The sequence below is a fragment of the Actinomycetota bacterium genome (assembly GCA_030019255.1).
In the GTDB taxonomy this organism is placed as follows: Bacteria; Actinomycetota; Geothermincolia; order Geothermincolales; family RBG-13-55-18; genus Solincola_A.
In genome coordinates, this window is record JASEFK010000002.1 from 230,510 (window position 1) to 244,134 (window position 13,625).

At 62.7% G+C, this 13,625-nt stretch carries 17 protein-coding genes; 15 read left to right on the forward strand and 2 right to left on the reverse strand.

The features are described 5' to 3' along the window. Positions 1-2 precede the first annotated feature (2 nt). The 6 genes from QME84_02645 (at position 3) to QME84_02670 (ending at position 5,516) form a co-directional block, all read left to right on the forward strand. On the forward strand, positions 3-476 hold the full coding sequence (locus QME84_02645; protein ID MDI6873175.1) for an NAD(P)H-dependent oxidoreductase subunit E: 474 nt from the start codon (positions 3-5) through the stop codon (positions 474-476). Between the two features lie 4 nt (positions 477-480). Next, positions 481-2,337: an NADH-quinone oxidoreductase subunit NuoF gene (locus tag QME84_02650; protein MDI6873176.1), complete on the forward strand. Its 1,857-nt coding sequence runs from the start codon at positions 481-483 to the stop codon at positions 2,335-2,337. Between the two features lies 1 nt (position 2,338). Continuing rightward, positions 2,339-3,067 (forward strand): 2Fe-2S iron-sulfur cluster-binding protein, encoded by a 729-nt coding sequence (locus QME84_02655; protein MDI6873177.1) that lies wholly within the window; start codon positions 2,339-2,341, stop codon positions 3,065-3,067. Positions 3,068-3,352: 285 nt separating this feature from the next. Then, a complete protein-coding gene (locus tag QME84_02660) occupies positions 3,353-3,823 on the forward strand; it encodes a MarR family transcriptional regulator (protein ID MDI6873178.1) in 471 nt (156 codons plus the stop codon). A 6-nt stretch (positions 3,824-3,829) separates the two neighbouring features. Then, complete coding sequence (locus QME84_02665) at positions 3,830-5,056, forward strand: cation:proton antiporter (GenBank protein MDI6873179.1); 1,227 nt, start codon at positions 3,830-3,832, stop codon at positions 5,054-5,056. A gap of 19 nt (positions 5,057-5,075) precedes the next feature. After that, on the forward strand, positions 5,076-5,516 hold the full coding sequence (locus QME84_02670) for a CBS domain-containing protein (protein MDI6873180.1): 441 nt from the start codon (positions 5,076-5,078) through the stop codon (positions 5,514-5,516). A 238-nt stretch (positions 5,517-5,754) separates the two neighbouring features. Here QME84_02670 and QME84_02675 read toward each other — a convergent pair whose 3' ends face one another. Further along, positions 5,755-6,072 (reverse strand): DUF5320 domain-containing protein, encoded by a 318-nt coding sequence (locus tag QME84_02675; GenBank protein ID MDI6873181.1) that lies wholly within the window; start codon positions 6,070-6,072, stop codon positions 5,755-5,757. 360 nt (positions 6,073-6,432) lie between these two features. Here QME84_02675 and QME84_02680 point away from each other — a divergent pair, with 360 nt between their 5' ends. The 9 genes from QME84_02680 (at position 6,433) to QME84_02720 (ending at position 13,216) form a co-directional block, all read left to right on the forward strand. Beyond that, positions 6,433-7,113, forward strand: coding sequence for a Crp/Fnr family transcriptional regulator (locus QME84_02680; GenBank protein ID MDI6873182.1), 681 nt, complete (start codon positions 6,433-6,435; stop codon positions 7,111-7,113). 210 nt (positions 7,114-7,323) lie between these two features. Next, on the forward strand, positions 7,324-7,470 hold the full coding sequence (locus tag QME84_02685) for a hypothetical protein (protein MDI6873183.1): 147 nt from the start codon (positions 7,324-7,326) through the stop codon (positions 7,468-7,470). A gap of 359 nt (positions 7,471-7,829) precedes the next feature. Next, complete coding sequence (locus QME84_02690; protein MDI6873184.1) at positions 7,830-9,692, forward strand: DUF255 domain-containing protein; 1,863 nt, start codon at positions 7,830-7,832, stop codon at positions 9,690-9,692. 4 nt (positions 9,693-9,696) lie between these two features. After that, positions 9,697-10,875 carry a cysteine desulfurase family protein gene (locus tag QME84_02695; protein ID MDI6873185.1) on the forward strand — a complete coding sequence of 393 codons (1,179 nt, stop codon included), beginning with the start codon at positions 9,697-9,699 and terminating at the stop codon, positions 10,873-10,875. A gap of 4 nt (positions 10,876-10,879) precedes the next feature. After that, the gene (nifU, locus tag QME84_02700; GenBank protein MDI6873186.1) at positions 10,880-11,263 is read left to right on the forward strand and encodes a Fe-S cluster assembly scaffold protein NifU; all 384 of its coding nucleotides are present in this window, start codon (positions 10,880-10,882) and stop codon (positions 11,261-11,263) included. Between the two features lies 1 nt (position 11,264). Beyond that, positions 11,265-11,465: a hypothetical protein gene (locus QME84_02705; GenBank protein ID MDI6873187.1), complete on the forward strand. Its 201-nt coding sequence runs from the start codon at positions 11,265-11,267 to the stop codon at positions 11,463-11,465. Positions 11,466-11,691: 226 nt separating this feature from the next. Next, positions 11,692-12,201: a DsrE/DsrF/DrsH-like family protein gene (locus QME84_02710; GenBank protein ID MDI6873188.1), complete on the forward strand. Its 510-nt coding sequence runs from the start codon at positions 11,692-11,694 to the stop codon at positions 12,199-12,201. A gap of 217 nt (positions 12,202-12,418) precedes the next feature. Further along, on the forward strand, positions 12,419-12,652 hold the full coding sequence (locus tag QME84_02715; GenBank protein MDI6873189.1) for a sulfurtransferase TusA family protein: 234 nt from the start codon (positions 12,419-12,421) through the stop codon (positions 12,650-12,652). Positions 12,653-12,718: 66 nt separating this feature from the next. Next, the gene (locus QME84_02720; GenBank protein ID MDI6873190.1) at positions 12,719-13,216 is read left to right on the forward strand and encodes a rubrerythrin family protein; all 498 of its coding nucleotides are present in this window, start codon (positions 12,719-12,721) and stop codon (positions 13,214-13,216) included. Positions 13,217-13,313: 97 nt separating this feature from the next. Here QME84_02720 and QME84_02725 read toward each other — a convergent pair whose 3' ends face one another. Then, positions 13,314-13,544, reverse strand: a complete 231-nt coding sequence (locus QME84_02725; protein ID MDI6873191.1) for a hypothetical protein — start codon at positions 13,542-13,544, stop codon at positions 13,314-13,316. Positions 13,545-13,625 lie beyond the last annotated feature (81 nt).

A 13,625-nucleotide genomic window follows, 5' to 3' on the forward strand; every position in this document is an offset into this window, starting at 1 on the left:
AGATGACGGAGATGACCCAGGACGTGAGCCGGTTCGACCGTATCATAGAGCGTTACGAGAGGTCGGAGGAATCGCTGCTGGCCATCCTGCAGGACTTCCAGCGCGAGTTCCACTACGTCCCCGAGGAGGGCATACGCCGCCTGAGCGAGGTCATGGGGGTCCCGGCGAGCAAGATCTACGCCATGGGCACCTTCTACAAGGCCCTCTCCCTCACCCCTCGCGGCCGGCACACCATCAAGGTCTGCACGGGGACGGCGTGTCACCTCAAGGGCGCGCCCCTGATCCTGGATACGCTGGAGCGGGAGCTGAAGGTGAAGCGCAACGGGACCACCGAGGACGGGGAGTTCACCCTGGAATGCGTCAACTGCGTGGGGGCCTGCGCCATGGCGCCGGTGGTCCTGGTCGACGAGGTGTATCACGGGCAGACCCGCCCCTCCAAGGTCGTGGATATGGTCAAGAAACAGGTTGGGAGCTAGGGATATGGGAGCCATCAACTCCATAGAGGAACTGGAGGCCTACCGCCGGGAGCTCGCGGCAGCGGCCAAACCCGACCTGCCCACGGTGTTGGTATGCTTCGGTACCGGCTGCCAGGCTCACGGCTCCAGGCGGGTGGCGGAGGCTTTCATGGAGGCCATCAAGGAGCAGGGGCTCCAGGTGGACGTGAACATCGGCTTCAAGACCACCGGGTGCCACGGGTACTGCGAGAACGGTCCGCTAGTAGTGCTCCGGCCCCAGGACATCCTCTACCTTAAGGTGAGACCAGAGGACGTGCCGGAGATCGTGGAGGAATCCATCAAGGGCGGCCGCATCGTGGAGCGGCTGGTCTATCGGGACAAGGTCACCGACGAGGTCGTCCCGCACTACAGCGAGATCCCCTTCTACAAGCACCAGCACCGTATCGCCCTGAGGCATATCGGAACCATAGACCCCACCAGCATCGATGATTACATACTGGTGGGCGGCTACGCCGGGCTGGCCAAGGCGCTCACCATGAAGCCCGAGGACATCATCTCCGAGGTGGAGCGCTCGGGTCTGCGCGGGCGCGGTGGTGCCGGTTTCCCCACCGGGACCAAGTGGCGTTCCTGTGCGGCGGTGGAGAGCGACGTCCGCTACGTGATGTGCAACGGCGATGAGGGAGACCCGGGCGCCTTCATGGACCGCTCCATCATGGAGGGCGACCCGCACGCGGTGATCGAGGGCATGATCATAGGCGCCTACGCCGTGGGCTCGCACCAGGGATATATCTACGTGCGTGACGAGTACCCCCTGGCAGTGCGGAACCTCACCCTGGCCCTCGAGGCGGCGCGCGAGAAGGGCCTGCTGGGCGAGAACATCCTGGGGACCGGATTTTCCTTCGACATCAAGATCAGCCGCGGCGGTGGTGCCTTCGTGTGCGGCGAGTCCTCGGCCCTCATGCGTTCGGTCGAGGGCAACGTGGGTGAGCCGCGCGCCAAGTACATCCGTTCGGTAGAGAGGGGCCTCTACAATAAGCCGACCGTCCTCAACAACGTCGAGACCTGGGCCAACGTGCCCGAGATCATCCTCAAGGGCGCGGAATGGTACGCGAGCATGGGCACCGAGGGTTCCAAGGGCACCAAGGTCTTCTCCCTGGTGGGCAAGGTCAACAATACCGGCCTGGTGGAGGTGCCCATGGGCATCTCCATACGCGAGCTGGTGGAGAACATCGGCGGGGGCGTCCTGGGGGGCAAGAAGTTCAAGGCGGTGCAAACCGGTGGCCCCTCCGGCGGCTGCATACCCGAACGCCTTGCGGACCTGCCCATCGATTTCGACAGTCTCACCAAGGCCGGGTCCATGATGGGGTCCGGAGGTATCATCGTCATGGACGAGGACACCTGCATGGTGGACGTCGCCAAGTACTTCACCGGGTTCCTGGTGGAGGAGTCCTGCGGGAAGTGTACCCCCTGCCGGGACGGCCTGCCGCGCATGCTCGACCTGCTCACCGAGATCACCGAGGGGCGCGGCAGGGAGGAGCACGTGGCCATGCTGGAGGAGCTGTGCGATCTGCTGACCTGGGGGGCGCTGTGCGGCCTGGGGACCTCGGCCGCCAACCCGGTGCTCTCCACCATCAAGTACTTCCGCGAGGAATACGAGGCCCACATTAGGGACAAGAAGTGTCCCGCCGGGGTATGCAAGGCGCTCATCACCTATTCCATAGACCCCGAGGCGTGCACCGGCTGCCGCCTGTGCGCCAAGAACTGCCCGCAGAATTGCATCACGGGGAAGCGCAAGGAGGCCCACGTTATCGATACCTCCAAGTGTATAAAGTGCGGCGTCTGCAAGGACGTATGCAAATTCGACGCGGTGAGGATTTCGTAACATGGAAAAGATAAGCGTGGTCATAGACGGGAGGACCTTCGAGGCCGAAAAGGACTACTGCGTGCTGGAGGTGGCGCGCCAGAACGGCATCCACATCCCCTCGCTCTGCTACAACAGCGAGGTGACGTCGAGCGGCGGTTCCTGCCGCGTGTGCCTGGTGGAGGCCCACCAGCGGGGCAGGATGAGACTGGTCACGGCCTGCAACTTCCCGGTGCGCAAGGGCCTGGAGATAAAGACGGACACCCCCTTAGTACGTAGGATCCGTAGGGGCGTTCTGGAGCTGCTCCTGGCGCGCGTGCCGGATTCAGAGGTGATAAGGGAGATGGCCGCCGCCGAGGGCGTCACCGGGGTGCGCTTCCGCAAGGACGAGGGCGAGAACGAGCGCTACAAGTGCATCGCCTGCGCGCTGTGCACCAACGTCTGCGCCGAGGTGGTGGGCGTGCACGCCATAGCCATGGTGGGACGCGGGGCGGACAAGAAACCCGCCACCCCTTACAATAAGCCGTCGGACGTGTGCATCGGCTGCGGCGCCTGCGCCTACGCCTGCCCCACCGGAGCCATCCAGCTTAAGGAGGAGAACGGCGTGCGCCACATATGGCACAAGGATTTCAAGATGGTCAGGTGCAGCGTCTGCGGTACGCCTTACATCCCCGAAGCTCAGGTGGATTGGATAGTGAAGAGGACGGGCAAGGACAGGTCGTTCTTCGACAAGTGCCCGGACCACCGCTGATTCCCGTCCCACGCGGAGGCGCCCGGCGCTCCAGGGAAACCGAAGGTGCCGCCGGCTCGGACGCTCCCGGGCAGGTGGACATGTTTTCCAGGGTCCCTTCGAGCACCGCGACCAAGTCTCCCCTGATTCCGCAAGAGATTGGGTTCAGCCCACCAGCCAGTGTGTCTCAAGGCGTATCCGCTTGACCCCGAGTATGAACATTTCGATAATTTAATTATTAAAATATTTAACTTTTCCAGACTAACGCGACAGGAGGTTTCCGGAATAACGTGACAGGAGGCAGCAATGGGGAAAGTCCAGCGGGTCGCGGCGGATGTTTCGCCACCGAGGCTCGAGGAGCACATACTGAACGCCTCCCGCATCATGGTCAATATCCTCGCCGAATCCCTGTTACAGGAGGGGGAAGAACAGATCACCGTCCCCCAGTTCCGGGTCCTGGACATGGTATACAACCTCAACGATAAACCGGCCAGGATAGCCGTCATGCTCGGCATTTCCCCCTCGGCGGTCACCTCCCTCCTGGAACGCCTGGAGGAGAAGGGCCTCCTCCGGCGCCGGCCGGGTACCGACGACCGGCGCCGCGTGGAGCTGGCCTTAACCCAGCGGGGCGAGCATCTCGTGCGTCAGGTAAACGCCCGCCGCAAGAGGCACCTGGAGAGGATCCTTGAGGAAATGAACCCGACGGCGCGCCGCCACCTGGAGGAATCCCTGCGGGAATTCGTTTCCGCCTACCTGAGGACGAAGGAGGAAGCCTGATTCCCGATGCTCAAGGACCTCATACCCGAGAGCCCCCATTTCCTGGTCACCATGGTCGGCCTGGCCCTCCTGCTGGGATGGGGAGCGGGTCTTCTCTGCCGACGTTTTAAGGTTCCCATGGTGGTGGGATACATCCTGGTGGGCATCTTCATGGGTAAGTCCGTCCTGGGGATCTTCCACGACGACAACTTCGGTGGGCTGGTCTATTTCACCTACCTGGCCCTGGCCTGCATCGGCTTCGACATCGGGGGGGAGCTGGCTTTCCGCAAGCTCCGGCACCTGGGGAACTCCATCCTCTGGATTTCCGTGCTCGAGTCCCTGGGGGCCACCGTGCTGGTGACCCTCGCCTTGTATATATACTCCCGCAACCTCCCCCTGGCGCTGGTGTTCGGCGCCCTGGCCTCGGCGACGGCGCCGGCGGCCACCGTGGACGTGCTGCGGGAATACCAGGCCTCGGGACCGCTGACCACCACCGTCTTCGCCGTGGTGGGCATCGACGACGCCTTCGCCATCATCATCTACGCCTTCGCCATCTTCCTGGCCAAGTTCCTTCTCACGGGAAGCGAGGTGCACGTGGCGGAGGCCGTGCTGCGCCCCTTCGGGGAGATCCTGGGGGCCATGGCCCTCGGGTCGGCGGTAGGCCTTCTTTTCCTTTTCCTGGTACGCAACTACACCGCCCGGCGGGGACTCCTGGTGCTCACCCTGGGAGCCATCGTCCTCACCACCGGGCTGGCCAATGCCCTACATTTCTCCCTCATCCTGGCCAACATGTCCATGGGGATGGTCGTGGTCAACCTCACCAAATGGCGTAGGGAGGACCTCTTCGAGATCATGCGGGGCATAACCCAGCCTCTCTTCGTGATCTTCTTCGTGGTGGTGGGTTCGCAGCTGATGACCGGAAAGCTGCTCCAGCTGGGATGGATAGGCCTGCTGTATATCCTCTTCCGCTCCCTGGGGAAGCAGGCGGGGGCCTCCCTTGGAGGGAGGATATCCAGGGCTCCCGAGAACGTCCGCAAGTACCTGGGCCTGTGCCTTTTTTCCCAGGCCGGGGTGGCCATCGGCCTCTCCATCCAGACCATGCTCGAGTTGGGGGGAGGGAAATTCGGGCCCGCCGGGGTGGAGCTGGGGACCATGGCCATCAGCGTCATCGCCGCCACCACCCTTTTCTTTCAGCTCATCGGGCCCCCGTTCACCCGCTACGCTATATTCAAAGCCGGAGAGGCCAGAGTCTGACGGGATCGAGGTGAGGGATATGGAGGGCGAAAAACACATCTACCTGGAGGGGAAGGTCGAGGACGTGATGACCAGGGAGCCCATCTGTGCCCGCAAGGACGACGACCTGGAGAGGCTGGTGGAAATGTTCAAGACCTACAAGTTCCACGGCCTGCCCGTCTTGGATGATAAAGACAGGCTGGTGGGCGTAGTCAGGGACACGGACATCACCGCCATCTTCGCCCGAAGGGACCCCGCCAGCCGGATGTACAGGAGGGTGGAGGACATCATGCACAAGCCGCCCCTGACCATAGGGCTCAAGGATTCCATCCAGAACGCCATCATGAAGATGTTCACCGACCAGACCCGCTTCCTGGTGGTCACGGATGAGGAGAACAAGATGGTGGGCGTGGTCACCCGCATCGACCTCATCCGGGGGATACGCTTCCGCGAACCGGACGGAAAAGAAAAGCCAGGCTAAAAAAACTGTTGGGCTCCCTGCCAATCTTTTCCAGTATTTCCCCCGGAAGTGCGTTCGCAGGTCGTGGGGCGATCCCTCGCAGGAGAAGGAGCGGGTTGGATGGCGGCAAGTAATTGGTGACCATGATACCAACCCTGGCAAGGCAAAGAGCGATTCCCGCAGGACCTGGAAGCGGTACGGGTAGTTGAACGGCCGGGACGTTTCCCGGCCTCCTCGCGGCAATCCCCGGAACCGGGGATTACTTCTTCTCCAGCTCCTCGATGCGCTTGCGTATGGCGTCCAACTGCCGGGAGAGAAAATCAGCCCTGGACTTCAGGAACTCCAGCTCCTGCTCTGGCCCTCCCGCGAAACCAGTCCCGGCTGCAAAACCCGATGCCGGACCGGCCTGCCAGGCCTGGGCCGTCTGCGGGGTGGGCCATCTCCCGGTCACGAGGTACTCGGCGCATGGCCCCAGGCCGCTGGGGCTCCTCCCCACCCAGCCCGGGCTGTAGCCGAACCTCATCCACCCCGGGAGGCCCGTCAGCCGGTACATGTTGCGATACCCGTAACCCGGCATCCTATTCACCTCCTTTCCGCCGCGCTCGGCGTTTCACGTCACCACCGTGCCCATTCCCTCGGGGGCCGGTTCTCGATCCTTCATGTCTCCCCCCATCGATCTCTTATATTAATATTATAATGGGCATATGTCAATTATAATTCGTGCTCTCACGAGTACCGTAAACGGCCCCCTCTTCCCACAATGCGATTCCCTTCCTCAAACGAGGACTCTCAGGCCGCGGCCTGGACGAAAAGTGGGCGTCCCTTCCTTTTGGGCACGCAAGCCCCCCGTGCGGTCCACGGGACATGATGCCGACGAGACCTCGGATTGGTATAATCATCCTGTTCGCGTTCAGGAGACTCGGGAAGGAGAGGCACGGTGGAAGACCATTTCCTGCGGGAGTTCCTCAACCACCTGGAGGGGGGCCTGCGCGAGGAAGCCCGGGACCTTTTCAAGCCGGAGTGGTTCGACCGCGAGCAGTACATATTCATAGACCAAGACGAGGCCACCCACCTCTACGTGGTGGAGGAAGGTACCGTGGAGGCCAATATCGTCCACGGCGACGGCAGGCTGTACATCCTGAACTTCCTCTACCCCGGGGACCTCTTCGGCGAGGGGGCCCTCTACGAGGAGGGGATCTACTCCTATTCCGCGGTGGCGCGCGAGGAATCCCGCGTCTGGCGGATAAGCTGGGACGACCTGCAGTGGCTGGCCTCAAGGGACCCCCTTTTCGCACTTTACCTGACCCGCCGCGTGGTCATGAAGTTGGACCAGGCCTATTACAAAGAACGCTGCATCGCCGGGGAGAAGGTGGAGAAGCGCATCGCCTGCGTGCTCCTGAAGATGGTGGACGAGGTGGGGATTACCGACAAGTGCGGACTGGTCATCAACACCCCCCTCACCAACCGGGACATCGCGGGCCTGGTGGGGTCCACCGAGGAGACCGTCTCCCGCATCATGAGCCGGCTCAAGAAATCCGAGATCATCTCCTCCGAGGGCAAGCTCCTGGTGGTGAAGGACAAAGGCGCCCTGCTCCAGTACTTCGACGGCCTTTCTTAAGCCCGCCCTCGAATGAAGGGTGGTTCCCGTGCATTTCGCCCTTTTTGCCCGCCGTCACGCTTACTTTCCATGTGCCGGAGGGCTTGAGGCGAGACTCTTCACGGGGGAAGGCGGGCACTGACGGAAGTCATGTCCTCCGGGCTGATGGACTGATATTTTAATGCCAGGAAACGAAGCGGGACTGAAGACCACGAGAAAGGAGAGGCTGACATGAGCAAGGCGAAGTCACTGGAAAGAGGAGGCCTCTGCTGCCCTCATTGCGCGGATTCCAAGTTTCCCTGCGTGACCATGGAGAAACAGATGCGCAAGGGGACGGAAACAGGTAAGAAGGAAGGTTCGGGAAAGGGTCGGGAATGACGGTTCTCCCGCCATCCTGCCAAGGGGGTTGACGACCCGGGTCCCCGGCAGGTGAGGGTTGTACATCCGGAGGAGGGCGGCAGGTCCGCCCTCCTCGCCGCTGGGGGAAGAAAGCGCGATGCGGCAGGGGGTCCGCCGTCCGCCCCGGAGGGATGCCGAAACCGGGTCGCCCGGGGCGCGGTGGAATCCCGGCCGAGCAAGGGAAGGAAAGGGTTGCCGTACCCATTAAATCTTTTAATCGGCGCAGGCCGAAAGGGGCAGTCGCTTTCACCCCGGCGGTGGAGCGGGAGATCCGAGCCGTGCCGCCGTATGGGAAGAGGAAATAGCCTGACCATCCTTACCCGAGGAGATGGACCGTGATGGGCGAGGCCAGGAAAGCCGATACCCGAGGAACCGGGGAGGAATTTCGCTTCTCGCCCCGGCCCAATCGGGCGCGGGAGATAAACTGGCTTCCCTGGGGAAAGGAGGCCTTCGAACGAGCGGCCAGGGAAGGCAAGCCGGTACTCCTTTCCATATCCGCGGTATGGTGCCACTGGTGCCACGTCATGGATGAGACCACCTATTCGGACGAGGAGGTCATCCGGCTCATCAACTCCCTCTATATCCCGGTCCGCGTGGACAACGACCGCAACCCGGACATCAACCGTCGCTACAACCAGGGAGGCTGGCCCACTACCGCCTTCCTCTCCCCCAACGGGGCGCTGCTTGCGGGAACCACCTATGTCCCGCCGGAGACCATGCGCAAGGTGTTGCGGAGGATCTCCCAGTTGTACGCGGAGAACCGGAGCCAAATAGAGAGCGCTCCTCCGGAGATAGTCTCCCCCGGCGGTCGCGGCGGACCCTTGGATCCCTCCCTGATGGACGCGGTAGCCTCCTCCCTACTCGTCGCCTGGGACCGGGAATACGGGGGGCTGGGCGGGGAACCTAAGTTCCCCCACCCCGAGGCCGTCCTCCTTGCCCTGCGCATGCACCGGAAGGGAGAGGCGAGGTTCCTAGACTTTGCCTTGCAATACCTGGAAGCCATGGCCCGGGGCGGGCTGCGTGACCCCGTGGAGGGAGGTTTCTTCCGTTACTCCGTCACCCGGGACTGGTCGATTCCCCATTACGAGAAGATGCTTGACAACAACGCCCGCCTCCTCACCGTCTACCTGCGGGCTTACGGAGGCACGGGAGAGGAGGGATTCCTCGAGGCGGCCGCGGAAACCGCCTCCTACATCCACCGCACCCTGAGCGACGGCGACCACCGCTTCTTCGGGAGCCAGGACGCGGACGAGGAGTATTACCTCCTCGATGCCGCCGCAAGGCGGACGCGTCCCGTCCCCCCGGTCGACGAAACCGTCTACATTGATGCCTCCGCCCGGGCCGCGGGAGCGCTGCTGGGAGCGGCGGAGGTCCTGGGACGGGAGGAATACGGCCGGCTTTCCCTGCGCTTCCTGGATTTCGCCTGGCGGGAATGCTTCCATCCCCGGGGCGGGATGGCCCACTACCACCATCACGCCCCCCACCGTCACGGCCTGCTAGCCGACCAGGTGGAAACGGCCCTTTCCCTGCAGGAGGCCTTCTCCTCCACCGGCGACACCATTTACCTGGAAAGAGCCGGGGAGCTGCTCCACCTTGTGGAGGACGAATTTCGGGACCGGGAGAGCGGGCTTCTCCTGGACGCCTTGCCGGACTTCCTGCCACCCGGCTTGCTCCCCGAGCCCGCCGACCCGATCTCCGTCTCCCGGGCTTCGGAGGCCTTCCTGCGTCAGGCCTTCCTCGGTGGGAAAGAAGGATGGAAGGAAAGGGCGCAAAAGCTGCTCTCCTCGGTGGCTGGTGATGTCCTCCGCTACGGCTACCACGCCTCCCCCTTCGCCCTCTCCCTGGATCTTTTGCTGGAAGGCCCCTTGGTAGTGAGGTGGTGGGGAGGCGACCAGAACCGTCGGCGCCTTTTCCGAGTCGCCCGGGAGCTCTCCCCCGACCACCGGACCCTGTTCCTCCCCCTACCCCGGGAGGAGGCGGAGGGAGAAACCAGGCCGGGGGCCGAGATCTGCGGTGAGAACTCCTGCCTGCTACGCACCGTGAATGTGGAGGAAGCGGCTGCATACCTGGGGATTCGGCCGGGAATAATAGAAAGGGTCAAAAAGGGCGGGGTCCCACTTGCGAAGGATACCGCAACGGAGCGGAAGGAGACGGGAGGGAACTCAGCCGCGGGCGGGAAAGGACCTGGCAAGGAGGAATAGATAGATGAAAGAGGTATACCTGGACAACTACGCCGCTTCGCCTCTCCTTCCCGAGGTGAGGGAGGCCATGCTCCCCTTCCTGGGCGAAAGGTACGGCAACCCCTCCTCCCTGCACAGCTGGGGCGATGCCGCCCGGGAGGCGGTGGAAGAGGCACGGGAGAAAGTAGCCGCCCTCATCGGGGCAGAGCCCTCGGAGATCATTTTCACCTCCAACGGCACGGAGGCCAACAACCTGGCTGTGAAGGGCATCGCCGCGGGCTCCCGGCGCAAGGGAAAACACATCGTAGTCTCCGCGGTGGAACACTTCTCCGTTCTCCACGCCGCCAGGACCCTGGAGAAACAGGGGTACGAGCTGGACCTGGTGTCGGTGGACGAACACGGGCGGATTGACCTTGAGGAACTGGGATCCCTGTTACGGGAGGATACCATCCTGGTATCGGTAATGCTGGCCAATGGGGAGGTGGGGACCATTCAACCGGTGGCCGAGGCCGCCCGCTTGGCAGCGGAAAGGGAAATCCCCTTCCACACCGATGCCGTGGCCGCCGCCGCTCATCTCCCCATCGACGTCAAGGAGCTGGGCGTGCAGGCCCTCTCCATCTCCTCCGACCTCCTTTACGGTCCCCAGGGAGTGGGAGCCCTGTGGGTGAAACGAGGGGTTCGCCTCATCCCCCTCCTGGACGGCGGAATCCAGGAAGGGGGCCGACGTGGCGGAACGGAGAACGTACCGGGAATCGTGGGGATGGGAAAAGCTGCGGAGCTAGCACGGAAACGCATGGGGGAACGGAGCACCTATCTCGCCGGGCTCCGTGATGCTCTTATCACGGGGCTGACCTCCCGGGTGGAGCATATCCAGCTCACCGGGCACCCCGTGGAGAGGCTGCCCTGGAACGCCAGCTTCGTGGTGGAATTCATCGAGGGAGAAAGCATGCTCCTCTTCCTGGACCAGCGGGGGGTGGCCGTATCCAGCGGCTCAGCCTGCACCTCCCGGGCCCTTAAGGGCTCTCACGTGCTCACCGCCATGCACATCCCCCCGGAGAAGGCCCAAGGGTCCATCCTTTTCAGCTTCGGGCCCCAGAACACCATGGAGGACGTGGAATACGTCCTGGAGGTTTTCCCGCCCATAGTGGAGCGCTTGCGGCAAATGTCGCCGCTGTACGCTAAGTACCTCAAGGAAAGGGGGTGAGAACATGGCCCAGTACAGCGACGTGGTCATGGACCACTTCACCAACCCCCGCAACGTGGGCGAGATAGAGGACGCCGACGGGGTGGGAGAGGTGGGCAACCCGGTTTGCGGGGACATGATGACCTTCTACATCAAGGTGGACGACGAAGGTCGGCTGTCGGACGTGAAATTCAAGACCTTCGGCTGCGGCGCGGCCATCGCTGTCTCCAGCATGGTGAGCGAGATGGCCAAGGGCAAGACCATCGAGGAGGCCTTGAAGATAACCCGGGACGACGTGGCCCAGGAGCTGGGAGGTCTCCCGGCCAACAAGATGCACTGTTCCAACCTGGGCGCGGACGCCCTGCACAAGGCCATCGAGGACTACCTGGAAAAGAAAGGAAAGAGATGAGATGGAGGAGAGGAAGGAAGAAAGGACCGAGGTCTGCCGGTGCCCCTACTGCGAGGCGGAGATAGAGGCGGCGGTGGACATGCCTGCCTTCTGCCAACCCTGCCAGATAGTCATCGTCACCTGCGCCGCCTGCGGCGGGGCAGCCCGGGAAGGGTCCGAGGAATGCCCCCATTGTGGCGAACCCCTCGAGGCGCGGGGGTGACTTGGGCTGAGCGTCGGGAAGAGCGGTGCAAGCCACCTTCGCAACCCGGCGGGTTGAGACCGCGGACGGTGAGGTCTCTCACGCCCTGGTTGTGCGGAAGATCCAAGCCAGGAAAAGCTAATTCCCACAAGCATGCGGCGACCCGGGAGCTGTTTATTCGATGGGGATAGCGGGCGAGCAGAGACCGTACTGAGAGCGGATGAAAAGAAGGGGCAGGTGTAAGAGGATGGAAACGCAGGGTGATATAAGGTGGGAAAAAAGCCAGGATAGTGCCACCATCGTGGTCTTCAGCGGTGAGCTGGACCGCGCCCTGGCAGCCTTCAACATCGCCACCGCCGCCGCCTCCATGGGCATGGACGTGACCATGTTCTTCACCTTCTGGGGGCTCAACGTGGTGCGCAGGGAAAGGGGCGGAGGAGGCCGCAAGACGCCCCTGCAGCGTATGCTGGGCCTCATGAACCGGGGAGGCTCGCGGCGCCTGCGCCTCTCCCGCCTGCACATGCTGGGGGGCGGCAGGGCGGCCATGAAGCTCCTCATGCGGCAATTCCGCATGCCCTCTCTGGAGGAGATGATCGGGCTGGCCAGGGAACTGGGAGTACACTTCATAGCCTGCACCACTTCCATGGCCCTCATGGGCCTGACGGAGGAGGATTTCATCCCCGAGGTGGAGGACTTCGCCGGGGCGGCCACCTACGTGGAGCGGGCCTCCCGCTCGGCCATCAATCTCTTCATCTGAGGGCCGCCGGGGAAGGAGAGGCAAGGATGTCGATGGAATCGGAACGAGGGATATGAACGACCCCTTCAACTGAGGACTTTGGAAAGGAAACGGTTAACGTCAAGCGAAAGAGGGTAACATCTTCGACGAGCGACCGGAAACCGCGCGCCGGAAGCACTCCCGGGCCACCCGGCACCGAAGAAGGCCGCCTGTTATCCATGTCGGGAGGTGATGAAAGTTGAAGGCGGATAGGACCGTGGACTGTGTAGGACTTTACTGTCCCATGCCCATCGTCAGGACCTCCCAGGAGATGAAGTACCTCCAGGAGGGGGAGATCCTGGAGGTCATCGCCGACGACCAGGGCATCAAGAACGACATGCCCGCCTGGTGCGCCAAGACCGGGCACGAGTTCCTGGGCATCGAGGAAAGGGACGGGGAATACCACGTCTTCGTGCGCAAGAAGGGAAACTGAGGATCCGCGGGCGCGCCGACGGGAACCCTCTAGTTCACGGCTCGGGTATCGAGGAAAGGGGGACCTATGGGAGAGAAAACCAGGAAGCACCTCTATGACGCCTATACGGGCGAGTCCAAGGCGGCGGTGAGGCTCAAGGCCTTCGCCAGGAAGGCCGAGGAGGAAGATTACCCGGTTATCGCCAAGCTCTTCAGGGCGGTGGCGGAGTCGGAGAGCATCCACGCCTACAACAACCTCCGCCTGCTGCGGGAGATAAAGGACACCGAGACCAACCTGGAGGAGGCCCTGGCCTCGGAGCAGAAGATCGCACAGGTTAGCTACGATTCCTTCATCGCCGACGCCGAGGCGGAGGGCGAGAGGGTGGCGGCCACCATGTTCGCCTACGCCCGCGACGTGGAGGAACGCCATGTCAAACTCTACGAGGGAGCCCTGCAACACCTGGTGGCGGAAAAGATTCCCAATTATTACGTTTGTAGCGTGTGCGGGTACGTGGCCGACGACGTCATACCGGAAAAGTGTCCCATATGCGGAGCGCCGGAGGACAAGTTCTTCGAGGTGGAATAGGTTCGGGGTATAAGCGGGCCTTTGCCTCCTGGCGACCTGGAAAGGGCATAAAACGAGGGGCTTCCCGGGAAGCCCCTCGAGGTTCGTCGTTTTCAGGTCATTCGATGCCGCACTGCTTGAGGGATTCCATCACCTCGGCGAGGACCTTCTTCCTCTTCTGCAACTCGGCGAGCTTGGACTCCACGTCCTCCATCTCGGGATCGAAGACGCAGGCCCCGAAGGAACAGTCCACTCCGGCCAGTTCCTGCAGCTTGCTCGCCAGCACCTTGAGCTCTTCCTCGTAGGAGGCGATCTCCTGGTTCAACAGCTCCTCTTTCTCGTTGGCCATCGACAAACCTCCTTCTCGTTTCCCTTCTGACACCTTATACATTATACCCCCACACCGGGTTTTTTCGCCCCGGGGATCAAG